Consider the following 25,237-nt stretch of genomic DNA (forward strand, 5'->3'; position numbering starts at 1 on the left):
CCTTCCGCAAAAGCTCGGCCATCGTTGGCCGGAGTGTCTGAATTCAGTGCGGAGTGTTCCGCCGGCGCCCGGCCGTTCAAGGCCGGAGTTTTTATCAACCAAGTTTCGGGATGTAGTGGCAATGCGCGGACGCGACGAAGATACCGGTGAATTTCGCGGCGCCAGCCGCAGCCAGCAACGGCGCGAGGCGCTGGAAATTTTCGACCTGGGCGAAAAGCTGGTGGCGCTCACCCCGGCGCAGCTGGCCAAGTTGCCGGTGCCCGAATCGCTGATTCCGCATATCGAAGAGAGCAAGCGCATCACCTCGCATATCGCGCACAAGCGGCAGCTGGCGTTTCTGGCCAAGCACATGCGCCGCGAGGACGACACCACGCTGAATGCGCTGCGCGATGCGCTGGATGCCAACAGCGATACCGCGCGCCGCGAAGTGGCTGCGATCCACCGCGTCGAGCGTTGGCGCGAGCGGCTGCTGGCCGAGAGCGACGTGGCGCTGGCCGAATTGCTGGAAGCCTACCCGGCCGCCGACCGTCAGCAATTGCGCCAGCTGGTGCGCAACGCCATCAGCGAGCGGGCCAAGAACAAGCCGCCGCGCGCCTACCGCGAGCTGTTCCAGGTGCTGCGCGAGTTGTCCACGCAGGCGGGCGAAGAAGTGGATGTCGGCGACGACGACATCGATCTCGACGAGAGCGACGACGCCGACAGCGAAGAAACGCGGACCGAGGACTGAGGAACGACCCAGGCGGGACGCATCATGCCCCGCCGCCCCCGCTGTTGCGATTCCCGAATCCCCATTCCCGAATCCCCGCATCTCAGGCCTGCGTTCCGCCAACGGTGATGCCATCGATCAGCAGCGAAGGCTGGCCGACGCCGACCGGCACGCTCTGGCCGTCCTTGCCGCACACGCCCACGCCTTCGTCCAGCGCCAGGTCATTGCCGATCATGCGCACCTTCTGCATGGTCTCCGGGCCGTTGCCGATCAGCGTGGCGCCCTTGACTGGCGCGGTGACCTTGCCGTCTTCGATCAGGTAGGCCTCGGTGGCCGAGAACACGTACTTGCCGCTGGTGATGTCGACCTGGCCGCCGCCGAAGTTGACCGCATAGATGCCCTTCTTGACCGAGCGGATCATCTCCTGCGGATCGTGCTGCCCGGCGCGCATGTAGGTGTTGGTCATGCGCGGCATGGTCAGGTGCGCGAACGATTCGCGCCGGCCGTTGCCGGTCGGTGCCACGCCCATCAGGCGCGCGTTGTGGGTGTCCTGCATGTAGCCGACCAGCACGCCGTCTTCGATCAGCGTGGTGCACTGGGTGGGCGTGCCTTCGTCGTCGATATTGAGCGAGCCGCGACGGCCATCCAGGGTGCCGTCGTCGACGATGGTCACGCCCGGCGAGGCCACGCGCTCGCCGATGCGGCCGGCATAGACGCTGGTGCCCTTGCGGTTGAAGTCGCCTTCCAGGCCGTGGCCGACTGCCTCGTGCAGCAGCACGCCGGGCCAGCCCGGGCCGAGCACCACCTGCATCACGCCGGCCGGTGCCGGAATCGCATCCAGATTGACCAGGGCCTGACGCAGCGCTTCGCGCGCAAAGCCTTCCGGGCGGCCGTCGGCGAACAGCTCGGCATAGCCGTAACGACCGCCGCCGCCGGAATAGCCGGATTCGCGGCGCCCGCCGTGTTCGACGATCACTTGCACGTTCATGCGCACCAGCGGGCGCACATCGGCGGCCAGCACACCATCGCTGCGCGCGATCAGCACCGTGTCCACACCGCCGGACAGGCTCACCATCACCTGCTTGACGCGCGGGTCGGCGGCGCGCACGTACTGGTCGATACGGCGTAGCAACTCGACCTTGGTCGCGCTGTCCATGTCGTCGATCGGGTCGGTGGCCGGGTACAGCGCGCGGCCGTTGCCACGCACCAGCGAGCGGGTGGATTGCGCGCTGCCGTCGCGCGAGATCGCGCGCGCCGACTGCGCCGCTTCCAGCAGCGCCTCGCGCTGGATGTCGTCGGAGTAGGCAAAGCCGGTCTTTTCTCCGGAAATCGCACGCACACCCACGCCTTGTTCGATGGAATGCGCACCGTCCTTGACGATGCCGTCTTCCACGCTCCAGCTCTCGCGTCGCGAATGCTGGAAATACAGGTCGCCGAAGTCGATGCCCGGGCCCAACAGGGCGCCGAAGGTGCGGTCGAGATGGCCGGTGTCCAGGCCGGAAGGAAGCAGCAGCCGGGTTTCGGCCAGAGTGAGAGCGTTATCGGTCATGCGATCAGGATGGGGCCCGCACGCCGGGGAGACAAGTCGTTCGGCTGAACGTGCGGCGCAGCTATCATCGCGGGCCTGCCGCCTTGCCAACGCCCGCGCATGAAGCTCACTGCCGACGTCCTGGATGGCCACACGCTGGACATCCGCCCCGCCCCGCATGAGCGCGACTGGATGGACGCCACCGACCAGCGCTATGCCTACCGCTGCCTGCCGCTGGCGATCGCCAATGCGCATGGCTGGGAGCTGCTGTGCCAGGCCGGTTTCGCAGCCAGCTGGAACGGCGGCGATGGCCTGGACGCGATCCAGATCGTTGCCGATGCCGGCAGCGCATCACCGGCGATCAGCCACTTCGGCTATGGCGTGCTGACCTTCCACGTGCCCTGCCTGTTCCGCACCGAAGAAGGCATCGATCTGTTCGTCACCGGGCCATTAAACCGGCCCAAGGACGGAATCGGTGCCTTGAGCGGCATGGTCGAAACCGACTGGAGCCCGTACACCTTCACCATGAACTGGAAGTTCACCCGGCCCGGGCGGGTGCGCTTCGACGCCGGCGAGCCGTTCTGCCATCTGTTTCCGCTGCCACGCCGGCTGATCGAGCAGGTGCAGCCGCAGTGGCAGCCGCTGTCCGAGGCGCCGGAACTGGCGCGGCAGCACGCCGACTGGACCCACAGCCGCACGCGATTTCTGGATGAACTGCCGGATGCGCAATCGGCCGCCGCACGCGAGAAATGGCAGCGCGGCTATTTCCGTGGCGTGGCGGGCGCGGATCAAGCGCCAGCGCCGGGCCACCGTTCGCGTCTGCGCCTGCCGATGTTCGCACGTGCTGCCAGCGAAAACGAGGCGGATAACGCGACGCCAGCAGACTGAGCACGTCAACGTATGGGCGCGGCTCGCCACGTGCAGAGCTGGCTGGATGCCCGGCGGGCGCTTCAACGCTTCAACGCCTCAGCGCCTCAGCGCCTCAGCGCCTCAGCGCCTCAGCGCGACGGTGTGCGGTGTACGGACTGAATGGAAGCATTGCGCTCGGCGGGCTAGGCGCATTCGACTAATCCGCTGGGCACCGCATACTTAGGCGCCTCAGCGCGGCGCTGCACCAGGCTTGCTGGAACTGGCACCTGGCGCACTTGAAGAACTCGGTTTGCTTGGCGCACGCTCGCGCGCTTCGCGTTCCACCACGTCCACCTGCGGCTCCTTCCACGGGCCGGTGACGTGATAGGTCTTGGCACCGATCGCGCCCAGCGGCTTGCTCAACACCGCATTGGCGGCCGCGCCCACCGCCGCGCCGACCGGGCCACCGGCCACGGCGCCGACCACGGCCAGCAGATTGCCGGCCTTGGGATTCACGTCCACGGTCTGGTCGAAGGTCTGCGCACGCAGGTCGGTCAGCCCGCGGATGGCGATGTCGGCGGCCGGGCCTTCGATGCGGATGGCGTCGGTGCGCGCGAAACCATCGCCGAAGCGCACCTCGCCGGCCAGCTTGTTGAACGCCAGCCCCTTGGAGAAGAAGTCGCGGAAGTCGAACATCAACCGGCGCGGCAACTGCGCCACGCTGAGCAGGCCGAGCACGCGGCCGGCGCCGGGATCCACTTCCAGCAATTGGCCGTTGCGTACGTCGATCTTGAGATCGCCGTCCAGCGAACCGAGCGCAAAGCCGGTCGGCGAGCCCTGCCAGCCGGCGTTGAGCTCAAGCTGGCCTTCGCCACCGCGCAGCTGACCGCCCAGGGTGAGGTTTTGCAGCAGATTGCCGAGATTGCGGCTGTCCACGCGCGCCGATAGCCGGGTGCTGGCGGATTCGCCCTTGCCGCGCCAGGCGCCGGTCAGACCAATGCTCTGGTCGTTGGAGCGCAGTTGCAGCTGATCCACCTGCATGCCGTCGCTGAGCCGGCTGCTGCGCAAAATGGCCGCGCCCAGGGTCATCTTGCCGACCTGCAGATCGTCGATATCCAGTGACAACGGCGGAATCGACACCGGGTCGAACTCGGCCACCGCACGGCGCGCCGGCTCGGGCAAGGCGCCGGCCAGCGGGTCGCCCGGCTCGGGCGCGGCCGGTTCGGCAGCCGCCACCACCGGCTGCCAGTGCACGGTGCGCAGCTTGCCCTGCACGGCGGCGCCGTCGGCATTGGGCACCGTGAGCTGGCCGGCCAGGGACGGCCCGTCCAGTGTCACCGCCACCGCGTCGCGGGTCGGCCGCAGCCGCAGCCGGGTCTGCGGGAACACGCCGCCGATCATCAATAGCCTGTCTGCCTGCACGTCCACCTGCTGCAGCGGCACCGTGCTTTTTTTGGTCTCCGGCTGGCCCGGCAGCGGCGGCATCTCCGGCTCGCTGCTGCCGCGCGCCAGGCTGATCCAGTCGATCGCATCCAGCGAGGCGGTGCGGCCGGTGACGATCAATCCGTTGGCCGGTGGGCGCTCGCTGACCGTGTCTGTACCCATCACCACGCGCACGCCGGTCTGGTTGCCCTGGCTGCTGGCCTTGAGCGCCACCAGCTTGCCGAACGCCACATCGATATCGCCATCGCCGACCGGCAAGGCCACCTTGACCTGGGTGTCCAGCGGCTGGGGGGACGCCTTGTCCAGCGGCGCGGGTAGATCCAGGGTGGTGCCGACCAGGTCCGAGCGCAGGCTCAGCATCGCCTTCGCATCGGTCTGGCCCGGCGGCGGCAATGGCACATCCACGCCCACCTGCCACGGCGCGCTGCCGTGCACGTACGGGCGCAGCCATTCCATCTGTGGCGCGCGGTCAAACAATTCCTTGGCATCCAGGGTGGCGGCAAAGCGCGCTTCGAACGCCTGCTTCGGGTCCTGCACGAAGCCGCCGGCACGCAGGGACAACTCGCCGCTGCGGCCCTGGTGCTGCACGCTCAAGTGCTCGGCGGCAAAGCCGGTGTCGCGGTAGTCGGCCTGGCCGCTGACCTGGTCGAAGGCCAGATTCCAGCGCGCATCGGCCAGCTTGGCACCCTGCAGCGCGACCGTGCCCTGCAGATGCCCGCCCACACCCTTGCTGCGTAACGGGCGCAGCAGATCGAAGCTCACCGTTGCGGGGCCGGACACCGTGAGGTTGCGCAAGATGTCGCCGTAGCGACGCTCCAACGGACTTTTGCGCAGCATGCTCAACAGTTGTGTGGCGTCGGCCTGGGTGGAAGCGCGCACGTAGAGTTCGGAGGTGGCGAAATTGGGAATGCCGGCCTCAAGCCGGGTGATTGGCGCACCGGCCAGCTCGCCACTTCCCTGCAGGGAGAAGCCGTTGCCGAGGAAGCTCAGATCGGCCTGCACCTGCTCCATCGCCGGCCACTCGGGATTGAAGGGGATCACGCCGTCGCGAATATGGCCGAACGCTTCGAAGCGCCCGTCGTTGCCTTCGAACGGCCAGTCGTCCAGATCGCCGCTGACCAGGCCGGTGCCGCCGGTGATCACGCCGCCGGCCACCGCCTTGTCCAGCCAGTCGATGGCGGGCTTGCTCATCTTTGAGCGGATCCAGAATTTGCGCGCCACCGGTAAGGCGACATCGTCCAGTTGCGTGGCCAGCTGGATGCGCGGGCGGCTGCCATCGTTCTGGAACCACAGCCCGCCGCGCACATTGGCGCCGTAGTCCTTGGCCTGCACCCGCAAGGCCGGCGTGGCGACCTGCCAGCCGGCGCCGTCGCGCCAGCCGACGAGCTTGCCGGCCAGCTGGATCTCATGCACCGCCCCGAAGCCGGTCGGCCAGTCGAAACGCACCGTGGCATCGGGCGCGGCATCCAGCTCGACCGCATGCGCATCGCCATCGATCTGCCCGCGCAAACCGCTGATGCCTGGCGCGTTGCCCACCGGTAGAAATGCCAATTCTTCGATCCGGCCCTGCGCGCGCAGTGCACCGCCCTGCTCGCCTGCAACCTGCAGGTCGGTCACGCGCAGCTGCGGTTTGGACAAACTCAACCAGCGCCGCAAGGTGGGCGACAGGTGGTCGCTCAATGCCGCCGCTGCGATCAGACCGGAGACATCCACATGTTTGCCGACCACCGCGTAACGGCGCCCGCCGGCGATGCTCAGCCCATCCAACTGCTGCAATTTGGCCGCCTGGCCCAGCCGCAGCAGCGGCGCATCCACCCGCCAGCCGCCTTCGATGGTCTGCCAGCGCGCGCGCGCGCGCAGCCGCTCCCACACCAGCGTGCGGCGTGCGGTTTCATCCGGCAGTGCGGCACCGGACAAGCGCACCTGTTGAAGATCGGCATCCACTGTGACACCGGTGATGCGGCGCGCACGCAGTTGTGCCCACGCCTGCAGCCGCCCGCTGCCGCCATCCACGCGCATGCCGCCGACGTGCAGCAACGAGGCCCACGCGGCCAGATCTGCGGGGTCGGCTTGCGCATAGGCGCTGCCGTCGCCGCTATTGCGATCGAACTCCAGCACGGTGGTCAACGGCGCGCGCTGCACATCGATCCAGGCATGGCTGCCGACTTTCACCGTCGAACCGCTGACACGCAGACGCAGATCGATGCGCGGCAACGTGGTGTCCAGGCCGATCGAAGGCGCTGTCACATGCAAACGCGCCTCGGCTACCTGGATTTCGCCGAGGCGACGCAAGGCGTCCAAGGGGTCGGCACGCCGCGCGGCCGGCAAGCCCTGCACCGACCACACGCCGTCATCGCTACGTTGCAGCGTCAGTGCCAGACCACGCAGACGGACTTCGGTCAGCGAATGGCCGGGTAACAGGCCGGCGTACATCGCCAGCAGGATTTCGGCCTGGCCCACGCGCACTTCGCCATGCGGACCGATCCGCAACCCATCCAGCCGCAACAGCGGACCGCGTCGGGTCCACTCGGTCTGCAGGCGATCGAAGGCAATGGGCTGGCCGGCGCGCTGACTCAGCCACGCGGCGATCTGCTGCGGCCGCTGCTCGGCAAGCGGCAACGCCTGGCTGGCCGCACCCACCAGCAATGCGATCGCCACCAGCACGAGTGCGGTGGCGGTGATCGCATAGCGGCGAAACAGACGCAGACGGCGGCGCAGCGGGGTGGGCATCAGGGGCGGGGATTGGGCATTGGAGATTGGGGATTCGTCAAAGCAAGGCCGCGCACGGTGCCTTCAAGCGCCATTATCGGACCAAGCCACGCTACCAGAGCCGGCTTTGACCAATCCCGAATCCCGACTCCCCAATCCCGAACTCACAGCAACACCACATCGAACTGCTCCTGCAGATACTGGTCATCGGACTGGAAGCGGATGCTCTTGCCGAGGAATTCCTCCAGCTCGGCCACTGCCGCCGACTCTTCGTCGGTGATACGCGCCACCACTTTGGACGAGGCAATCACCAGCAGCCGCGCCGCGTCGAACTGGCGCACCGCGCGGGTGATCTCGCGAAAGATCTCGTAGGTCACCGTCTCGGCGGTCTTGATGGTGCCGCGCCCGCTGCACTGGCCGCAGGTTTCCGACAGCTGCCGCTCCAGGCTTTCGACGGTGCGCTTGCGGGTCATTTCGACCAGGCCCAGCGGCGAGAATTCGTACACGGTGGTCTTGGCGTGATCGCGCGCCAATGCCTTTTCCAGCGTGCGCAACACCTGACGCCGGTGTTCGGGGTCGTCCATGTCGATGAAGTCGATGATGATGATCCCACCCAGATTGCGCAGCCGCAGCTGCCGCGCCACTGCCTGCGCGGCCTCCAGGTTGGTGCGGAACACGGTTTCCTCGAGATTGCGCTGGCCGACGAACGAACCGGTGTTGACGTCGATGGTGGTCATCGCCTCGGTCTGGTCGATCACCAGGTAGCCACCGGACTTGAGCGGCACCTGCTTGTTCAGCGCGCGCCCGATCTCGTCCTCGACCCCGTACAGGTCGAAGATCGGCCGGTCGCCGGTATACAGCTCCAGCCGCTCGGCCAGCACCGGCATGTACTTGGCCACGAACGCCTGCAGCTGCACGAAGGTCTCGTTGGAATCGACCTTGACCTTCTCCACGTCGCGGCGGATCAGGTCGCGCACCGCACGCAGCGGCAGGCTCAGGTCTTCATAGATGATGCTGCACGGCGGCGCTTCGCGGCCGCGCCGCTCCACCACGTTCCACACCCGCGACAGATAGGCGATGTCCTCGGCCAGCGCCTCGGCCGGCTGGCCTTCGGCATTGGTGCGGATGATATAGCCGAAGCCGCCGTGCTGGGCCGAGACCTCGCTGACGATGGTCTTCAGGCGCAGCCGCTCGGCCTCGTCCTCGATCCGCGCCGACACCCCGACGATCTTGGACTGCGGCAGCAGCACCAGATAGCGCGAGGGAATGCTGATCTGGGTGGTCAGCCGCGCGCCCTTGGTGCCGATCGGGTCCTTGACCACCTGCACCACGATGTCCTGGCCGTCGCGCAGCAGCTCCACGATCGGCACCGAGGCCGCCGGCGGCGGCGGAATCGGGGTCTCTTCGGTATCGACCACGCTGGCCGGCGCGGGCGCCGGGCGGATCACGTCGTTGGCGTGCAGGAACGCTGCGCGCTCCAGACCCAGTTCGACGAACGCCGCCTGCATGCCGGGCATCACCCGCTGCACCTTGCCCTTGTAGATATTGCCGACCACGCCCCGGCGCCAACCGCGCTCGATATGCAGTTCCTGCAGCATGCCGTTCTCGATCACCGCCACGCGGGTCTCGCGCGGGGTGACGTTGACCAAAATCTCTTCCGACATCAATGCGCTCCGAAGGCTGTGAGCAACTGCGAGGTGTGAAATAAGGGCAATCCCATCACGCCGGAATAGCTACCGGACAGATGGCTGATAAAACGTTCGGCGCGTCCCTGGATCGCGTACGCACCGGCCTTGCCCATCGGCTCGCCGCAGGCCGCATAGGCGGCGATCTGCGCAGCATCGAGCGTGTCGAACGTGACCTCCGATACCACCAACGCCTGTGCCGGGGCGCGTTGTGCGCAGACTAGAACCACCGCCGTGAGTACCTGGTGGGTGCGCCCTGACAGCAAGCTCAACATCGCGATCGCATCGGCCACATCGACCGGCTTGCCGAACACCCGCTCGCCCAACACCACCTCGGTATCGGAGCCCAGCACGATCGCATCGGGGTCGCTGGCCTGCACCTGCGCCAGCCCGGCGCGCGCCTTGTCCAGCGCAACGCGTTGCACGTAGTGCGCGGGCGATTCGTGGGGCGCGCGCAGCTCGGGCACGTCCAGTTGCAAGGTCTGGAACGGCACATCCAGGCGTTGCAGGAGTTCTTGTCGGCGCGGCGACCGGGAGGCGAGATAAAGCATCCTTCCAGCATACCTGTTGCCCATGCTCGCCCGCTTGCTTGCATGCCACACAGTGGTCGCGTTCGACTCACAACATGTTCATCGAACTCACAACACGCTCTGCAGACAGACAAGGAGATCTCATGCGTACCACCTTCAAGCCGTTGTTGCTGGCCCTCTCGATCGCTGCCGGAACCGCCATGACTGCCCATGCCCAGACTGCGCCCAGCTACACCATTCCCAACGACGGCACCTTGCTCAATGTGTCGGCCGAAGCGGAAGCCAAGCGCGTGCCGGACATCGCCACGCTGTCTGCCGGCGTGGTCACCCAGGCTGCCGACGGCAACGCCGCCATGCGCCAGAACGCCGAGCAGATGAACAAGGTGCTGGCCGCCGTCAAGGCCGCCGGCATCGCCGACAAGGATGTGCAGACCAGCGGCATCAACCTCAGCCCGCAGTACACCTACAAAGAAAACGAAGCGCCCAAGATCAACGGCTACCAGGCCAGCAACACGGTCAACCTCAAGGTCCGCGACATCACCCGGCTGGGCAAGGTGCTCGACGCCCTGGTCGCCCAGGGCGCCAACGACATCAACGGCCCCAGCTTCTCGATCGACCAGCCCGAGCCGGTCTACGACGAAGCACGCGTGGCCGCACTGAAGAAGGCTCAGGCCCGCGCCGACACCTACGCCAAGTCGCTCGGCCTGAAGGTGCGCCGCATCGTCAGCATCTCCGAAGGCCGTAGCGGTGGCGGCGTGCGCCCGATGATGATGGCCGCCTCGATGCGCTCGGCCAAGGTCGAGATGGACACCCCGGTCGCACCGGGCGAAAGCACGCTGTCGATCAACCTGGATGTGACGTTCGAATTGGGGCGTTGACCGGATCGAAACCGAGCGTGATCTGGTTTTTCTGACTGCCCTCTCCTGAGGGCAGTTTTTTTTTGGGAAAACCGAAAATTCTGCTGCCTCGCCTTGGCGTGTCATCTGCGACCACCTCTAGTCGTACGCGCGGTCGTACGCGAGTCTGCCGCACCAGCCAAGCTGCCCGAATCGATACGCCCGGAGTCAATCAGCGAGCCATCGCCGGCGCTGCGAAATCACTTGTGTCCACACAAAGGTCGCGGTAAACCTACGTCACCGGATGGTGGTGTGCGTCCGGGTCGCGCTGGTCCGTTCCGCAGTTCCGTTGAGGAGGTGGATGATGGTTCTCACGCAATCGCAGGTTTCTTCCCGATCCACAGGCATCGACACCTCGCGCGTTCTGGCGATGAGTACGGCCGTGGCGTTGCATTTGCTGGCCGGCGGGCTGTTGCTGATTCCGCTCTCGTACCGGGCGATTCCGCAGCAGCCCACGCCCAAAGAACGTTGGGTCATGCCGATGACGATCCCAACACCACCCGCCCCGCCAGCGGTGTTCCCGATCGAGGTGAAGTTCAAGCCGCAGGCGACGCAGACACCGCCGACCACCGTGCCGGTGCAGGTACAGGTGCAAACACCAGTGGTGAATCAGGCACCGTTGGTGGACAGCGCAGCGCTTGCCTTGCCCGCTGTCTCCGAAGCGATAGCTGAGAGCGCTCCGGCCATTGCCGCACCCAGCGGCCCGGTCGAGGCAGGCCAACTGCAGTATCTGAGCTCACCGGCGCCGGGTTACCCGGTGGCCGCGTTACGCGCCGGGCAGCAAGGCACGGTGCTGCTACGCGTGTTGGTCGGTACCGATGGGCGCCCGACCGAAGTGAGCGTGCAGACCAGCAGCGGTCATCGCGCACTCGATCTGGCGGCGCGTAGCCAGGTGCTGCGCAGCTGGCGTTTCCAGCCGGCGATGCAGAACGGTCAAGCCGTGCAGGCCTACGGTCTGGTACCGGTGAGTTTTTCGTTGAATTGAGTGATTCTGGAATGCGGCGACTCGGCCTTCGAGTCGCCGCATTCAAGCAGTGCGCCGCATCAGACCGGTATGGAAGTGCTCTGGGAGCAGGTGCTCGTGCAGTGGATTTCCAATTGTCGGGCACAGCCTCCTGACGAGTGCTCGCGATGCAATGTCAGCAGCACACACGATCCAGTGCTGCGGTGACCGGCTGGTAATTACGACAGGCAACTGCACCGGCTAGTCGCACACCGCAAAACCTTGCTCCCCACTCACGCGCGGTGATACGGATGATTCGCCAGCATCGCCGCAGCGCGATACAGCTGCTCGGCGACGATCAGGCGTACCAGCATGTGCGGCAGGGTCAGCGGGCCGATCGACCAGCTTTCGCTGGCGGTTTTCAGCACATCGGCGGAGTGACCTTCGGGGCCGCCGATCAGAAACGCCAGATCACGGCCCTGCCCGCGCCAGTGCTCCATGCGTTGGGCGAGCTGTTCTGAACTCAGCGGGCGACCCGGGATATCGAGCGCAACCACGTAGGCGTTTTTGGGCAGCGCGGCGAGCACGCGGCGGCCTTCGTCGTCGGTGGCGCGTTGCGCGTCGCGGCCCTTGCCACGCAGGCCGGGTTCGATCTCGACCAGCTCCAATGGCATCCAGTGCGAAAGGCGTTTCTGATATTCGGCAAAGCCCTGCGCCACCCAGGCCGGTGCGCGCTCGCCGGTAGCGATGAGTCGGCATTTCATCACGACATGATATCCGCGTCACAGCCCGGGCATCGGAACCAGGTCGATCACAGCGGTGTCATGGTGCGGTTACAGCGGGCCTCTAGCGTCGGCGCACTATCCAGCCAGCAGGAGTCGTTCGATGCCGATTTTCGATCCCGCCCGCCGCCAGGTGCTCAAGGGCAGCGCCGCCGTGATGGCCGCCGGTGCGCTTGGCAGCTTGAGCGCGCTGCAATCGCGCCAGGCCCAGGCCGCTACCAGCACCTCGCCACCGTTGCAGCTGGCACCCGTGCCCAGCCGCTATGGCCCGCTCGCCCCGGTCGCCGACCAGAGCACCGGGCTGCCGCTGCTGCAGCTGCCGCGCGGTTTCAGCTACCGCTCGTTCGGCTGGAGCGGCGATCGCATGGACGACGGCCAGCCCTGCCCCGACCGTCATGACGGCATGGCCGTGGTCGGCCTGCGTCGGCCCGATTGGCGCCCAGGCAGCGACCCGCTGCGCGGCCTGGAATATGTGCTGATCCGCAACCACGAGCGCGGCGCGACCACCCCGTTCCGCGCACCAGCGATGTACGACACCGGCATCGTCAGCGGCACTCAACTGGCCGGTGGCGGCACCACCACGCTGAGCTATGGCCGCCGCGGTTGGGGCAGCCTGGAGCCGAGCCTGGGCGGCACGCTGGTCAACTGCGCCGGCGGGCCAACTCCGTGGGGCACGTGGCTGAGCTGCGAAGAGATCAAGACCAATGCGGTCTCCAGCACCGGCCGCAAGCACGGCTATGTGTTCGAAGTGGACCCGGACAGCCAGCGCACCACCGGCCGCCCGCTGGTCGGGCTGGGCCGCTTCAGCCATGAAGCGGTGGCGGTCGATCCGCGCACCGGCATCGTCTATCTCACCGAAGACGACCGCAACAAGGCCGGGCTGTATCGCTTCATCCCCAACGACCGTCGCGGCCGCAATGGCTCACTGGAAAATGGCGGCCGGCTGCAGGCCGCACGCGTGCGTGGGCGGCGCAATGCCGACCTCACCGTCGCCAGCATCGGCCAGCAGTTCCAGCTGGAATGGGTGGATATTTCCGAGCCGGATCTGGATGGTATTACCGCACCGACCGGCTTCCCCGACATCGGCGCCAACGACACCCTGAGCGGTCCGTTTGCGCAGGCGTGGGCCGACGGCGCGCTGCGCATGAGCCGTGGCGAAGGCATCTGGTACAGCTACGGCAAACTCTTCATCGTCGACACCAGCACCGGCGTGGATGCACAGGGCCGCCGCGGTTATGGCAACGGCGCGGTATGGGTGCTGGATCTGTTTACGCAGCGCTTGAGCGCATTGTTCGTCAGCGGCAACCAGCTGGCCGCGCACAACCCGGACAACGTCACCGTCAGCGCGCGCGGTGGCGTGGTGCTGTGCGAAGACGGCGGGGAGAGTCCGGACGAATACGGTCCCGGCGCGCGCCTGCTCGGGCTCACCCGTGGCGGCGAATCGTTCTATCTGGCCAAGAACAACGTGCAGCTGACGTCGCAGCAGATCGCCGATGCCGGCAAGACCATTGCCGAAGGCGATTACCGCGACACCGAATTCTGCGGCGCCTGCTGGGACCCGCTGGCGCGCACCTTGTTCGTCAACATCCAGACACCGGGCATCACGCTGGCGATCACCGGGCCATGGGAGCGCGGGCCGTTGTGAGCCTGCTGTCGTGGGCCTGCAATCGGGAGCCTGCCTGTTGTAGGCAGGTTTTTATAAGCCGGCCTATATAAGAAATTAGCCCAGGCCACCGCAGCCGAACGGACAAGCGTCCGTTCGGCAGTGGCATCGACCCGGCAGCTGGCACACTGCCGTGCAGGCACTCGTCTCATCCGCACAACGGGCAGCGTCTCCGACCGAGACTGCGCACAGCACGCGCGCTCACCAGCAGTGGCCTGCGTGCAACCTGAAAACCACCCTCAGTCCCGTAATCAGAACCAGGGCGCGTCTTGCGCGCTCGACATGGCGCGCTGCAGCTTCAGCCAGCGCTTGAGCGATTGCGGGTCGGCCAGTTCGCGCAGGCCCTGCCGCGCTTCCATCAGATCGTCTTCGACGTCGCGCTTGAGTTGGGCCATCAATTTACCCAGTCGCTCGGGCTTGAGCCGCGACGGCAGGTCCAGAGCATATTCTGCGCAAAAGTTCTCCGACTGCTCCTGCACCTGCTGTTGCAATTCCTTGCACTGCCGGTCCAGTTCGCGGTTGTAATCCTGCAGCCGCGCCGCGCTCATCGCATCCACCCCTTGCGCGTCCAGCAGACCGATCTCGGCCTGCAGTTCGAGCAGGCCGAGCAGATCGCCGGCCTTGTAAGCCGCATTGAGCCGTTGCATCAGGATGGTGCGCGAGGCGTGGTCGTCGGGGTCCTTGGCGCGGTCCGGATGCAGATTGCCGGCCAGCTTGCGATACAACTCGCGCAACGGTGGCGGCTCGGCATTCCCGGCAACCGCTTTCTTCTCAGCACGCTTGCGGCGCTGCGCGTTGCGCTGCTGTTGTTGCGCGTGTTCCTGCTCGAGACGCTCGCTGACGCGTTCGAAGAGTTCTTCGGGCGAATCGATGCCGTCCAGTTCATCGGCATCCAGCCCATAGGCCTGGCCGAGAATCTGCTTCATCAGTGCATCGGATTCGGAGACTTCCTGGTCGTAGCCCATGACACTGTGGCGATCGTAGATCGGCCGCAATGCCTCATGTCCCGATTCGATCAGCGGGCCGGCGATATCGCACAGCAGCTCTGACAGAAACGCACGGTCGGCCTTGCTCAGCTTGACCGTGGCATGCGCGCGATCGAGTTCTTCGACCAGCGCCACATCGGCCGCGCGCCGATGATCGAGCAAAGGCTGCAGCTCGGTGTGATAGCGCTCGCGCCAACGCGTGAGCGCCGTTTGCCAGGCCTGCAGTTCGTTGCGATGACGCTCCAGATCGCGCAGCAAGCGGTCGAAGCGTTTGCGCGCCGGCGACAAAGGCTGCGCGGCGGCCTGCGCCGGCTGGCTGCGCAGTTGCTGCAGCGCCGGCGAGGCAGGTGTCTCCGTCTGGGCTTGGGATTTTCTCGCCATGCCGTGGGTCAGTTACGCCTCGGGGTCGGCATCCGCATCGTCCGGACGCTGGTCGCCTACAGTCCACAGGCGCTCCAACGCGTAGAACTCGCGCACGCGCGGCAGCATCACGTGCACCACCACATCGCCCAGGTCGACCAGCACCCATTCGGCTTCGCGCTCGCCTTCCACGCCCAGCGGCATCACGTCCAGACGCTTGGCGAACTTGACCACTTCTTCGGCGATCGACTTGACGTGGCGGGTCGAGGTGCCCGAGGCGACCACCATGTAATCGCAGACGCTGGACTTGCCGCGCACATCGATTTCGACCACGTCCTTGGCTTTCAGCTCCTCCACGGCCTCGCGCACGGTGGCCAACAGGGCCGGCACGGACGGCGGCGGGTTCGGAATGGAGGTCTTGATGACTTGGGCTTGGGTGGTCAAAGCGGGCAACTCGATGGAATTAATGTGAATTATAGGCCGGTCCGGCCGGATGCGTGTTCAGCTAGACGGCTGCGCGCTGCCGTAAAGGCATTCGCGCGCGATAAACGCTGCCACCGACGGCGGCACCAGCGCCTGCCAGTCGCCGCCGGTGGCGATGCGCGAACGCACCGCGCTGGCCGATTCGCCACGCAGCGGTTGATGCAACCGCCACAGGCGGCCGGCCGGGGCGGCGCCCAGTTCGCTGGCGCTGGCAGCCCATCTGCCCTGCACTGCCTGGGCAAGCTGCGGCACATCGGCCAGATCCGGCGGGACGCCTGGACGCTCGGCCACGACGAAATGCGCCAGCTCGAACAGCGCCTCCCACCGATGCCAGCTGCTCAAGCCAACGAAGGCATCGGCGCCCAGCAACCAGGCGATCGGTGTCGCAGGGCCGAGTTCGGCGCGCAGTTCGCTCAAGGTATCGACGGTATAGGACGGTGCACCGCCCTGGCTGGCGCGGCTTAGCTCGCGTGTGTCCAGCACCAGCCCGGGCGTGTCGGCGAGCGCCAGTTCCAGCATGCGTGCGCGCTGCGCGGCGGTGGCGCCGGGTGCGGGGCGATGCGGCGGGTCGGCGGCTGGCACCAGATGCACAAGCGCGCCCAGTTCGTCGCGCGCGGCGCAGGCGATGGCCAGATGGCCCAGGTGGATCGGGTCGAAGGTGCCGCCGTAGTAGAGGTGGAGCTGGGATTGGGGATTGGGGATTGGGGATTGGGCAGAGCAAGGTTCCAGCGCTGCGGACTGGGGATCGGCCTCTGGGGAGATGGGAACAGCGGCGGACTCAGTGGCAGTTGTCTGCGCTTTCTGGTTCGGGATTGCGCTGTTCTGAGGCTTCCGGGTCCCGGTCTCCACCTTCTGGCCTGCAGTCCCCACATCCACCGCTTTCACACCAGCAATCTCACCGCACGCGCTTCGGCCACGGCCACCAGCAGGCGTTCCAGGCCGACCCAGGCGTCGCCGTCGGCGCGGCCTTTGGCCATGCGATCGACCAGCCCGGCTTCGGCGACGAAGCGTTCCCAGCGGCGCGGTTCGGGATGCCGTTGCAGCGCGCGCTTGAACGGGGCCTGGCGCGATTCCCACAGCCCTTGCGCCTTCATTTCGGCGGCGAGGTTGCCGCCATTTGCCTGCACTTTCGCCAGCGATGCGGTACGCAGCAGTTCCTTGATCAGGATCGGCATCAGTGCGGCCACCGCTTCACCCTCGGCGCGCAGGCCGGCGAGCATGCGGATCACCGCCGCCGGCTGCCCGGAGAAGGTGGTTTCGGCCAGCCGGAACACGTCGTAGCGGGCGGCATCGGCAACCAGCGACTCCATCGCCTCCAGGTCCAGTACCTTGCCATCGGCCAGCAGCACCAGCTTGTCGATTTCCTGCGCGGCCGCCAGCAGATTGCCCTCCACCCGCTCGCTCAGGCGCTGCACGGCGGCGGCGTCCGCACGCAGGCCCTGGCTGCGCAGGCGGCGCTCGATCCAGTCGGACAATTCGTGCGGTTTGATCGCCCAGGCCACCGAGATGGTGCCGATGCGGCCGATCGCATCGGCCCATTTGCCCTGGTGCGCCTTGCTCCAGTCGTTGGCGGTGATCAGCAGCACCACGTCCGGCGGCGGATTGGCGCAGAAGCGGGTGATGACATCGGCGCCGTCCTTGCCCGGCTTGCCGCTGGGCAGACGTATTTCCACCAGCCGGCGCGGGCTGAACAGGCTGGGCGCGTTGAAGGTCGCGTCGAGCTGGTTCCAGTCGAACTCGCGGCCGTCGGCATCGAAGACCTCGCGCTCGCCAATGCCTTCGGCGCGCGCGCGCGCACGCACTGCATCGGCTGCTTCCAGCACGCGCAGCGTCTCGGGGCCGGCAATCAGATAGACCGGCTGCAACGACTGATTGGACTGGCCGGCAAGCTGCTCGGGGCGAAGTTCCATGACTGCGAAAGCGCGACGCTTAGTTGTTCGACACAGGCGGCAAGTTGGCCGGCACGCTCGATTCAGGCGTGGTCGGCTGCACTGGCGGCGTGGGAGCCTGCGGCAACGGCGCGGTCGGCGTGCTTTCCAGGGGTTCGCCGCGCTTGGCGCGCGCGCGCACCACGCTGTCGATGCGGCGCAGGATCGAGGCCGACATGTCCTTGCGCAATTCGTCGGCAAGGATCTCGCGCTCGGTCGCGGTACCGGTGGCATCCACCGGCGGTGACACGTAGTCGCGCGAGAGCTCGATCACCTGCTGCGGCACCAGCACCGCGCCATTGGCGGTGGTGACGGTGAAGATGGCGGCGTAGCGCAGGCTGTATTCCTGCGCACGGCCCTGGCTGTCGATGGCGATCGGCAGATCGCCCCAGCGCTCGGACAACACCTGCACCTGCGCAAAGCCGGTCTTGGCGTCTTCGTCGGCCAGGGTGGCGCCGGCGGCCTTGAGGCCACGCCGCAGCAACTTGGCCAGCTCGCTGTACTGCACTGCAGACTGCACCTTGACCGCTGGTGTGTCCGGCGGCAACGCCAGCGAATTGCGCAGATGGAAGCCGCAGGCGGTGAGGCTCGAGACGAGCACGAGGGACGCAGCGAAGGCAGTAGGAAATCGAATCATGGGCACAGTCTGGATGAGCGCCCCGGCGGCGGCAACAGGCGGCTAGCCTGACCGACACCGCGTGAATGGGGCTTGAGAGCGCCGCAGTAAACCTGCGGCGGCCGGTAATGACAAACGCGTCGCCACGCGCCAGTGAAATGAATCGGCAAGAACGACCGCAGCCTCCTTGCCTGCGCGCCAGTGCAGGAATTACCTGAAACCGCCGCATCAACCTAACCTGCGCGCCGCCACGCCGATCCGTCGAACTACCCGGAACGGCGCCTGCGACCCGACCAATCAGAACCCATCACCCCGCCACGATGTTCACGATCTTGCCGGGCACGATGATGATCTTGCGCACGCTCATCCCTTCCAGGAACTTGGCCGCGTTCGGCTCGGCCTGCGCCAGCGCTTCGAGTTGCTCGCGTCCGGTGTCGGCGGCGACTTCGATCGTGCCGCGCAACTTGCCGTTGATCTGCACCGCCAGGGTCAGCGCGTCGCGCACCAGCGCGGCGGCATCGACCTGCGGAAACGCCACATCTTCCAGCAACGTTTCGCCACGGCCCAGCACCTGCCACAGCGCGTGGCTGGCGTGCGGGGTGATCGGATTGAGCAGCAGCACCATCGCTTCCAGCGCTTCCTGACGCACCGCCCTGCCCTGGTCGCTGGCGTCGTCGAACTTGGCCAGCGCGTTGGACAGCTCCATCACCGCGGCAATGGCGGTATTGAAGCTGTGGCGGCGGCCGTAGTCGTCGCTGACCTTGCCGATGGTTTCGTGGGTCTTGCGGCGGATCGCCTTCTGCTCGGCGCTCAGCGCGGCGGCGTCCAGTGCAGCGGCAGCGCCCTCGCCCACATGCTTGTGCACCTGCACCCACAGCCGGCGCATGAAGCGCGCCATGCCGTCGACGCCGGCCTCGTTCCATTCCAGCGACTGCTCCGGCGGTGCGGCGAACATCGAGAACAGGCGCACGGTGTCGGCGCCGTACTTGGCCACCATCGACTGCGGGTCCACGCCGTTGTTCTTGGACTTGGACATCTTCTCGGTGCCGCCGATGTGCACCGGCTGGCCGTCAGCGATCAGCACCGCGCCGGTGACGCGGCCGCGCTCGTCGCGCTGGATCTCGACATCGGCCGGATTGATCCAATCCTTGCCGCCGTTGTCGGCGTCGCGATAGAAGGTGTCGGCGATGACCATGCCCTGGGTCAGCAGATTGGTCACCGGCTCGTCGCTGTCCACCAGCCGCGCGTCGCGCATGAGCTTGTGATAGAAGCGGAAGTACATCAGGTGCAGGATCGCGTGCTCGATGCCGCCCACATATAGGTCGGCCGGCATCCAGTAGTTGGCGCGGCGGTCGACCATGTCGCGTGCGTTGGGGCTGGTGTAACGCGCCACGTACCAGCTCGACTCCATGAAGGTGTCGAAGGTATCGGTCTCGCGCTCGGCCGGGCCGCCGCACTCCGGGCAGGTGGTCTGGCGCCAGGTCGGGTCGGTCTTGATCGGCGAACCGGTACCGGCAAACTCCACGTTTTCCGGCAGCACCACCGGCAGCTGGTCTTCCGGCACCGGCACCGCGCCGCACTTGGCGCAATAGATCACCGGAATCGGGCAACCCCAGTAACGCTGGCGGCTCACGCCCCAGTCGCGCAGGCGGTAATTGACCCGGCGCTGGCCCTGGCCCTTGCGCTCGAAGCGCTCGGCCAGCGCTTCGAAGGCGCCGCCGAAATCCAGCCCGTCGAATTCGGCCGAATTGATCAGCTCCAGTTCGCGGCTCTTGTCGGTGTACCAGTCGCGCCACTGGGTGGCGTCCCAGGTCTGCTCGTCTTCATTGCGCGGCTCGCGCAGCTTGACCACCTGCACGATCGGCAAGGCGTACTTGTTGGCGAATTCGAAATCGCGCTGGTCGTGGCCGGGTACGGCCATCACCGCGCCGGTGCCGTAGCCCATCAGCACGAAGTTGGCCACCCACACCGGCACCTGCTCGCCGCTGATCGGATGCACGGCGGTCAGGCCGGTGGCCATGCCGCGTTTTTCCTGGGTTTCCAGTTCGGCTTCGGAGACGCCGCCGTGCTTGAGCGTTTCCAGCAGCGCGGCCAGTTCCGGGTTGGATTTGGCCGCATGCAACGCCAGCGGGTGCTCGGCGGCGATCGACACGAAGGTCACGCCCATCAGCGTGTCCGGGCGGGTGGTGAACACGCGCAGCGGATCCAGCGCAGCGCCATTGGTGTCGCGCACGTCGAACTGGATTTCCAGCCCCTCCGAGCGGCCGATCCAATTGCGCTGCATGGTCTTGACCGAATCCGGCCAGCCGTCCAGCTGGTCCAGGCCGTCGAGCAGTTCCTGCGCGTAATCGGTGATGCGCAGGAACCACTGCGGAATCTCGCGTTTTTCGACCAATGCACCAGAGCGCCAGCCGCGGCCGTCGATCACCTGCTCGTTGGCCAGCACGGTCTGATCGATCGGGTCCCAGTTCACCACCGCATTGCGGCGATAGGCCAGGCCCTTGCGCATCAGCCGGGTGAACATGCGCTGCTCGTGCACGTAATAGTCCGGCGAGCAGGTGGCGAACTCGCGCGACCAGTCGATCGCATAGCCCAGCGACTTGAGCTGCCCGCGCATGTGTTCGATGTTGGCGTAGGTCCACTTGGCCGGCGCGGTCTTGTTCTTGATCGCGGCGTTTTCCGCCGGCAACCCGAACGCATCCCAGCCCATCGGCTGCATCACGTTGTGGCCGGTCATGCGCTTGTAGCGGCTGACCACATCGGAAATGGTGTAGTTGCGCACATGGCCCATATGCAGCGCACCGGACGGGTACGGCAGCATCGACAGGCAATAGAACTTCGGTTTGTCCGAGTTCTCATCGACCTGAAAGGCGCGGGTGGCATCCCAGAACTGCTGGGCGGAGGTTTCGACCTGCTGCGGGTCGTAGACGTTCGGTTCGACGGTGGACATTGGGAGCGGATGCTCGGGCGGTGCAAAGCGGCACAGGGTACCGCAGTGCAGCAGGCGCTCCAAACGCGCGCGTCAGAAGGCGGGTTTGGCCGGCCAGCTCCAGCCGGCAACCGCCAGCCAGCCTACCCAGGCCAGGAACGCCACACGCTGGGCGATTGCCTGGCGCAGCAACCCCGGCGGCCCGAATGCCAGCACCGCCACCAGCAGCCCGGCGCCCAGACTCAGCAACGCCAGCGTGCGGGTATCGGACTGGTTGAGCAGCGCGGCGGCGATCAGCAGCATGGCCGGCACGAACGCCACCGCCCATAGCAGCCAGGCGGTGGCGTGGGCCTGGCTGGCGCGGCCATCCAGGTCGGTGGGATCCAGCGGCAGCAGACCCATGCCCAGGAACGCCAAACCTGCCAGCACGATCAACTGCCCGCCCACGCGCAGGCTCCAGCCGGACTTGGCCGGCATGCGCGCCAGCAGACTGATGCCGGTGGCCATGCCCAACCCACCCACCAGCGCGAACGCCAGCAGGTTGAAGCCCAGCGCGTGCGGAACGCCGTCTGCGCCCAATAACGCCACCGGGTGGCTGGCCTGCAGATAGCCGGGCAATGCCAGCCCGAAGCCGGCCACCGCCAGCACGAACACGGTTGCCGCGATCAGGCCCAGGTAGCGCTGCGTGCTATCGATGCTCGCCATTCGTCTTGCTCCAACGCGGGGCGCAGGTTGCGCCGCCATGACGCGGCATTGTGGTGCCGGGGGCGGGTGGCGTGAACCCCTTGTCTGATCCCGGCTGGCCTGATATCGGCCGGCCCGATTGCTGGCGGCCTGGTCGTCGCCGGCCTCGGCCCGCCTTGTCATGACCGGCCTGACGATAACCGCCGGTTGGCCGATCCCGGCCAGCCTTGTGTCGGCCGGGTTTGCCACCATTACGTCCCACTGTTGCCGTCATCTTTTCAGGAAGCCCATGTCCGACAAGCCGCACGTATTCGATGCCACCACCGACACCTTCGAGACCGAGGTCCTGCAGAAATCGTTGACGACACCGGTACTGGTGGATTTCTGGGCCACCTGGTGCGGCCCGTGCAAGTCGCTGACGCCGATCCTGGAAAAGCTTGCCGCCGACTACAACGGTGCGTTCGAGCTGGCCAAGGTCGATGTGGACAAGGAACAGCAGATCGCCGCCGCGTTCCAGATCCGCTCGGTGCCGACGGTCTTCCTGGTCAAGGGCGGCGAGCTGGTGGATGGCTTCCCCGGCGCGATGCCGGAAGGCCAGATCCGTGAATTCCTGACCCAGCATGGTGTGCTGCCGGCCGAGGCGCAGGTGGTCGAAGAACTCCCGCCGGCGCCGCTCGACCCGCAGGACCAGGCCGCCGCGCTGCGCGAGGCGATCGCCGCCGAGCCGGACAAGGACGAGTTGAAGCTGGACCTGGCGCTGGCACTGCTCAAGACCGGCGACACCGCCGAGGCCGAGCAGCTGATCGACGCCCTGCCCGCCAACCTGGCCACCGACGACCGCGCAGTACGTGCCAAGGCGCGGCTGAGCTTTGCCAACGTCCTGAAAGACGCGCCGGATGCGGACGCGCTGCAGGCCGCTGTGGCCGCCAACGGCGCCGACCTGCGTGCGCGCCACCTGCTCGGCGTGCGCCATCTGCTCGACGGCAACGATGAAGCCGCCCTGGAGCAGTTTCTGGAGATGCTGCGGCAGGACCGCGCCTTCGACGACAACCTGCCGCGCCGCAGCCTGATCGATGCATTCCGCGTGATCGAGGACGAAGACCTGGTCGGCCGCTATCGCCGCAAGATGTCGTCGTTGGTGTTCTGACAGCCGATGGCGCTGCGGCGTCACATGGATACGTAGGAGCGGACCCGGCCGCGACGAGGCGTTACCCGCCAGTCGCCGATAAGGTGTTCCCGGGTAGCGCGCCGTCGCGGCCAGGTCCGCTCCTACGAAGGCTGCCCGCAACGGCGGGCCCTTGCCCGGGTGTGCACCAAGCGGCGAGGCACACCGCGCGACTGCGTGACCGGCGACGACGGCGCCGTCTGGACCGGCTCGCAGCACGAACACGACCGCTTCGATGTCGACCTGCGGCATGCCTCCATACGCATGCGAATGTTATGCTGCGTACCTGCCCTCGCCATGGAACCAGGTCCGCATGCGCGCTTCACTGTTCAAGCTCGGCATCAACCTGTGGCCGCCGTATCTGTTCGCCGGCATCCACGTCACCGTGTTGTCGGCCGATTACCGCTACGCACGCGTAGAGCTGCGCCAGCGCCCGTGGAATCGCAACTACGTCGGCACCCATTTCGGCGGCAGCCTGTTCGCGATGACCGACCCGTTCTGGATGCTGCTGACCATGCAGAACCTGGGCCGCGACTACTACGTCTGGGACAAGGCCGGCAGCATCGAGTTCGTCAAACCTGGGCGCGGCACGGTGAGCGCGGAGTTCGTCATCGACGATGGCGTGCTTGCCGAATTGCGTCAGGCCACTGCCAGCGGCGAAAAACATCTGCGCTGGTTCGAAAACGACGTGCACAACCGCCAGGGCGAGGTGGTGGCACGGGTGCGCAAGCAGTTGTACGTCAAGCGCAAACCGGCACGCTGACACTGCGCTGTCGGCGCGCTGCCGGATGGCCAACACACTGCATCGGTTTCACGCGCGTCGGCTGGACGTGATCGTGGCGTGCGCAAGCCCGTCGTGCCTCCGCGCACGCTCACAAGGTGTTGCGTGCGGCATGCGGACTCTGGGGTCTCCCAACCCACACGGATTGTCTTCATGAAAACGATTAACGTCATCACCCTGGTGCTTCTTATCGTCGGCGGCTTGAACTGGGGCCTGGTTGGCCTGTTCCAGTTCGATCTGGTCGCCACGCTGTTCGGCGGCCAGGATGCCCTGCTGTCGCGTGTGGTCTACACGCTGGTCGGCATCTCTGCGTTGTGGCAGCTGGTCCCGCTGTTCCGCAACGACCATGGCGCCAACGTGCACCACACCAGCCCGCACGTGCGCAACAACCCGTAAGCGCACAGCTGCGGCAGGCATGCGCGTGACAGCAGGACGCCGGCGCATTCCGCCGGCGTCCTGCTATGCGTACATGCACTTTGCGTCCCGGCGCTTTGCGTCCAGGCGCGTGGTCGGCAAGAATCGGGCATCCCTCCCGCTGGCTGCCTTCATGCTTCTGCGCACTGTTGCTTCCGCCTGCCTGCTTGCCCTGGTATTACCCACTGCCGCCAATGCGGCCTATCGCAGCCCGCAACAGATTCTGGACAGCTCGCCGGCCAGCGCATGGCGTGTGCTCGACCCGGACCGCACGCTGTACATGGAATTGGACGGGGGCCGGGTAATCATCGAACTGGCGCCGCAATTTGCGCCCGCGCATGTGGGCAACATCCACACCCTGGCGCACGAGCGCTTCTGGGACGGGCTGACCATCTATCGTTCGCAGGACAACTTCGTGGTGCAGTTCGGCGACCCGGATGGCGAAACGCCGGCCAAGGCCAAATCGCTGGGCTCGGCAAAGACGCATCTGCCGGCCGAATTCGAACGCGCATCGCAGGGCCTGAATTTCCAGCGCCTGCCCGACAGCGATGGTTGGGCGCCGCAGGTTGGCTTTGTCGATGGTTTTCCGGTGGGCCGCGACAGCGCCAGTGGCAAGACCTGGCTGGCGCATTGCTACGGCACCCTGGGCGCCGGCCGCAACAACGACGAAGACAGCAGCATCGGCGCCGAGTTGTACGTGGTCACCGGGCAATCGCCGCGCCAGCTGGACCGCAACATCACCGTGGTCGGCCGCGTGGTCAAAGGCATGGAATTATTGAGCGTGACACCGCGCGGCCCGGACCCGATGGGTTTCTACGAAGACCCCGCGCAACGCGCACCGATCCGCGCCATTCGCCTGGCCAGCGAAGTGCCGCTGCCCGAGCGCACGCCATTGCAGTTGTTGCGCACCGACAGCCAGACCTTCCGCGACGTGGCCGAAGCGCGCCGCAATCGCAAGGACGATTTCTACAAGCGTCCTGCCGGGCATATCGATCTGTGCAATGTGCCGTTGCCGGTGCGCGCGCCGCCGGCGGCCGGCTGATTCGGGATTCGGGATTCGGGATTCGGGATTCGGGATTCGGGATTCGGGATTCGGGATTCGGGATTCGGGAAAGCATAGCCAGGCTCAGATATTTTCAGACCTGCGCGCCCGCTTA

At 66.6% G+C, this 25,237-nt stretch carries 21 protein-coding genes; 9 read left to right on the plus strand and 12 right to left on the minus strand.

All coding sequences use genetic code 11. From position 1 onward, the window contains the following. Positions 1–121 precede the first annotated feature (121 nt). Positions 122–727: a ribosome biogenesis factor YjgA gene (gene yjgA, locus ABS769_RS04910; RefSeq protein WP_317060550.1), complete on the plus strand. Its 606-nt coding sequence runs from the start codon at positions 122–124 to the stop codon at positions 725–727. Between the two features lie 82 nt (positions 728–809). Here yjgA and tldD read toward each other — a convergent pair whose 3' ends face one another. Then, positions 810–2,255, minus strand: coding sequence for a metalloprotease TldD (gene tldD, locus ABS769_RS04915; protein ID WP_317060551.1), 1,446 nt, complete (start codon positions 2,253–2,255; stop codon positions 810–812). Positions 2,256–2,354: 99 nt separating this feature from the next. Between tldD and ABS769_RS04920 the strand changes: the two genes are divergently transcribed. Then, positions 2,355–3,122, plus strand: a complete 768-nt coding sequence (locus tag ABS769_RS04920; protein ID WP_317060552.1) for a DUF6065 family protein — start codon at positions 2,355–2,357, stop codon at positions 3,120–3,122. A 210-nt stretch (positions 3,123–3,332) separates the two neighbouring features. On the opposite strand, the gene ABS769_RS04925 is transcribed toward ABS769_RS04920, so the two are convergent. The 3 genes from ABS769_RS04925 to ABS769_RS04935 form a co-directional block, all read right to left on the minus strand. Then, complete coding sequence (locus tag ABS769_RS04925; RefSeq protein ID WP_317060553.1) at positions 3,333–7,256, minus strand: YhdP family protein; 3,924 nt, start codon at positions 7,254–7,256, stop codon at positions 3,333–3,335. A gap of 143 nt (positions 7,257–7,399) precedes the next feature. Beyond that, the gene (gene rng, locus ABS769_RS04930; RefSeq protein ID WP_180315634.1) at positions 7,400–8,899 is read right to left on the minus strand and encodes a ribonuclease G; all 1,500 of its coding nucleotides are present in this window, start codon (positions 8,897–8,899) and stop codon (positions 7,400–7,402) included. Then, positions 8,899–9,471, minus strand: a complete 573-nt coding sequence (locus ABS769_RS04935; protein WP_317060554.1) for a Maf-like protein — start codon at positions 9,469–9,471, stop codon at positions 8,899–8,901. Before ABS769_RS04935 ends, rng begins: the two co-directional genes overlap by 1 nt. 122 nt (positions 9,472–9,593) lie before the next feature. Between ABS769_RS04935 and ABS769_RS04940 the strand changes: the two genes are divergently transcribed. Both ABS769_RS04940 and ABS769_RS04945 read left to right on the plus strand, forming a co-directional pair. Beyond that, a complete protein-coding gene (locus ABS769_RS04940) occupies positions 9,594–10,328 on the plus strand; it encodes an SIMPL domain-containing protein (protein ID WP_317060556.1) in 735 nt (244 codons plus the stop codon). A 319-nt stretch (positions 10,329–10,647) separates the two neighbouring features. Further along, on the plus strand, positions 10,648–11,331 hold the full coding sequence (locus tag ABS769_RS04945) for an energy transducer TonB (protein ID WP_317060557.1): 684 nt from the start codon (positions 10,648–10,650) through the stop codon (positions 11,329–11,331). 251 nt (positions 11,332–11,582) lie between these two features. Here ABS769_RS04945 and rlmH read toward each other — a convergent pair whose 3' ends face one another. Then, positions 11,583–12,053 carry a 23S rRNA (pseudouridine(1915)-N(3))-methyltransferase RlmH gene (gene rlmH / locus ABS769_RS04950; RefSeq protein WP_168957765.1) on the minus strand — a complete coding sequence of 157 codons (471 nt, stop codon included), beginning with the start codon at positions 12,051–12,053 and terminating at the stop codon, positions 11,583–11,585. A 121-nt stretch (positions 12,054–12,174) separates the two neighbouring features. Here rlmH and ABS769_RS04955 point away from each other — a divergent pair, with 121 nt between their 5' ends. Then, positions 12,175–13,716, plus strand: coding sequence for an alkaline phosphatase PhoX (locus ABS769_RS04955; protein ID WP_317060558.1), 1,542 nt, complete (start codon positions 12,175–12,177; stop codon positions 13,714–13,716). 269 nt (positions 13,717–13,985) lie between these two features. Here the strand turns inward: ABS769_RS04955 and ABS769_RS04960 are convergent, their stop codons facing one another. The 7 genes from ABS769_RS04960 to ABS769_RS04990 form a co-directional block, all read right to left on the minus strand. Beyond that, entirely contained in the window at positions 13,986–15,101 is a 1,116-nt protein-coding gene (locus tag ABS769_RS04960) for a J domain-containing protein (protein WP_317060560.1), read from the minus strand. Between the two features lie 12 nt (positions 15,102–15,113). After that, positions 15,114–15,524 carry a ribosome silencing factor gene (gene rsfS, locus ABS769_RS04965; RefSeq protein WP_176341397.1) on the minus strand — a complete coding sequence of 137 codons (411 nt, stop codon included), beginning with the start codon at positions 15,522–15,524 and terminating at the stop codon, positions 15,114–15,116. A 57-nt stretch (positions 15,525–15,581) separates the two neighbouring features. Then, positions 15,582–16,325: a nicotinate-nucleotide adenylyltransferase gene (gene nadD / locus ABS769_RS04970; protein ID WP_317060614.1), complete on the minus strand. Its 744-nt coding sequence runs from the start codon at positions 16,323–16,325 to the stop codon at positions 15,582–15,584. A gap of 119 nt (positions 16,326–16,444) precedes the next feature. Next, positions 16,445–17,473, minus strand: coding sequence for a DNA polymerase III subunit delta (gene holA / locus ABS769_RS04975; protein WP_317060563.1), 1,029 nt, complete (start codon positions 17,471–17,473; stop codon positions 16,445–16,447). Positions 17,474–17,492: 19 nt separating this feature from the next. Then, entirely contained in the window at positions 17,493–18,128 is a 636-nt protein-coding gene (gene lptE, locus ABS769_RS04980) for an LPS assembly lipoprotein LptE (protein WP_317060565.1), read from the minus strand. Between the two features lie 286 nt (positions 18,129–18,414). Continuing rightward, a complete protein-coding gene (gene leuS, locus ABS769_RS04985; RefSeq protein ID WP_317060567.1) occupies positions 18,415–21,057 on the minus strand; it encodes a leucine--tRNA ligase in 2,643 nt (880 codons plus the stop codon). A 72-nt stretch (positions 21,058–21,129) separates the two neighbouring features. After that, positions 21,130–21,741, minus strand: a complete 612-nt coding sequence (locus ABS769_RS04990) for a DUF998 domain-containing protein (protein WP_317060568.1) — start codon at positions 21,739–21,741, stop codon at positions 21,130–21,132. A 268-nt stretch (positions 21,742–22,009) separates the two neighbouring features. On the opposite strand from ABS769_RS04990, the gene trxA reads away from it, so the two are divergent. From trxA to ABS769_RS05010, 4 genes are all read left to right on the plus strand, one after another. After that, positions 22,010–22,867, plus strand: a complete 858-nt coding sequence (gene trxA, locus ABS769_RS04995; protein WP_115040492.1) for a thioredoxin — start codon at positions 22,010–22,012, stop codon at positions 22,865–22,867. Between the two features lie 331 nt (positions 22,868–23,198). Further along, positions 23,199–23,648: a DUF4442 domain-containing protein gene (locus ABS769_RS05000; protein ID WP_317060569.1), complete on the plus strand. Its 450-nt coding sequence runs from the start codon at positions 23,199–23,201 to the stop codon at positions 23,646–23,648. Positions 23,649–23,819: 171 nt separating this feature from the next. After that, positions 23,820–24,062, plus strand: coding sequence for a DUF378 domain-containing protein (locus ABS769_RS05005; RefSeq protein ID WP_039522284.1), 243 nt, complete (start codon positions 23,820–23,822; stop codon positions 24,060–24,062). 151 nt (positions 24,063–24,213) lie between these two features. After that, complete coding sequence (locus tag ABS769_RS05010) at positions 24,214–25,122, plus strand: peptidylprolyl isomerase (RefSeq protein ID WP_317060570.1); 909 nt, start codon at positions 24,214–24,216, stop codon at positions 25,120–25,122. Positions 25,123–25,237: the final 115 nt, after the last annotated feature.

The sequence above is a fragment of the Xanthomonas hortorum genome, assembly GCF_040279205.1.
GTDB lineage: Bacteria > Pseudomonadota > Gammaproteobacteria > Xanthomonadales > Xanthomonadaceae > Xanthomonas > Xanthomonas hortorum_F.

Bases quoted from the DNA above. Each gene is read 5' to 3' on its own strand.
- trxA (WP_115040492.1), top strand. From the start codon at position 22,010: ATGTCCGACAAGCCGCACGTATTCGATGCCACCACCGACACCTTCGAG.
- ABS769_RS04940 (WP_317060556.1), top strand. From the start codon at position 9,594: ATGCGTACCACCTTCAAGCCGTTGTTGCTGGCCCTCTCGATCGCTGCC.
- ABS769_RS05010 (WP_317060570.1), top strand. From the start codon at position 24,214: ATGCTTCTGCGCACTGTTGCTTCCGCCTGCCTGCTTGCCCTGGTATTA.
- ABS769_RS04955 (WP_317060558.1), top strand. From the start codon at position 12,175: ATGCCGATTTTCGATCCCGCCCGCCGCCAGGTGCTCAAGGGCAGCGCC.
- tldD (WP_317060551.1), bottom strand. From the start codon at position 2,255: ATGACCGATAACGCTCTCACTCTGGCCGAAACCCGGCTGCTGCTTCCT.
- ABS769_RS04990 (WP_317060568.1), bottom strand. From the start codon at position 21,741: ATGGCGAGCATCGATAGCACGCAGCGCTACCTGGGCCTGATCGCGGCA.
- ABS769_RS05000 (WP_317060569.1), top strand. From the start codon at position 23,199: ATGCGCGCTTCACTGTTCAAGCTCGGCATCAACCTGTGGCCGCCGTAT.
- leuS (WP_317060567.1), bottom strand. From the start codon at position 21,057: ATGTCCACCGTCGAACCGAACGTCTACGACCCGCAGCAGGTCGAAACC.
- rlmH (WP_168957765.1), bottom strand. From the start codon at position 12,053: ATGAAATGCCGACTCATCGCTACCGGCGAGCGCGCACCGGCCTGGGTG.
- ABS769_RS04945 (WP_317060557.1), top strand. From the start codon at position 10,648: ATGATGGTTCTCACGCAATCGCAGGTTTCTTCCCGATCCACAGGCATC.
- yjgA (WP_317060550.1), top strand. From the start codon at position 122: ATGCGCGGACGCGACGAAGATACCGGTGAATTTCGCGGCGCCAGCCGC.
- ABS769_RS04960 (WP_317060560.1), bottom strand. From the start codon at position 15,101: ATGGCGAGAAAATCCCAAGCCCAGACGGAGACACCTGCCTCGCCGGCG.
- ABS769_RS04925 (WP_317060553.1), bottom strand. From the start codon at position 7,256: ATGCCCACCCCGCTGCGCCGCCGTCTGCGTCTGTTTCGCCGCTATGCG.
- ABS769_RS05005 (WP_039522284.1), top strand. From the start codon at position 23,820: ATGAAAACGATTAACGTCATCACCCTGGTGCTTCTTATCGTCGGCGGC.
- holA (WP_317060563.1), bottom strand. From the start codon at position 17,473: ATGGAACTTCGCCCCGAGCAGCTTGCCGGCCAGTCCAATCAGTCGTTG.
- ABS769_RS04935 (WP_317060554.1), bottom strand. From the start codon at position 9,471: ATGCTTTATCTCGCCTCCCGGTCGCCGCGCCGACAAGAACTCCTGCAA.
- rng (WP_180315634.1), bottom strand. From the start codon at position 8,899: ATGTCGGAAGAGATTTTGGTCAACGTCACCCCGCGCGAGACCCGCGTG.
- lptE (WP_317060565.1), bottom strand. From the start codon at position 18,128: ATGATTCGATTTCCTACTGCCTTCGCTGCGTCCCTCGTGCTCGTCTCG.
- ABS769_RS04920 (WP_317060552.1), top strand. From the start codon at position 2,355: ATGAAGCTCACTGCCGACGTCCTGGATGGCCACACGCTGGACATCCGC.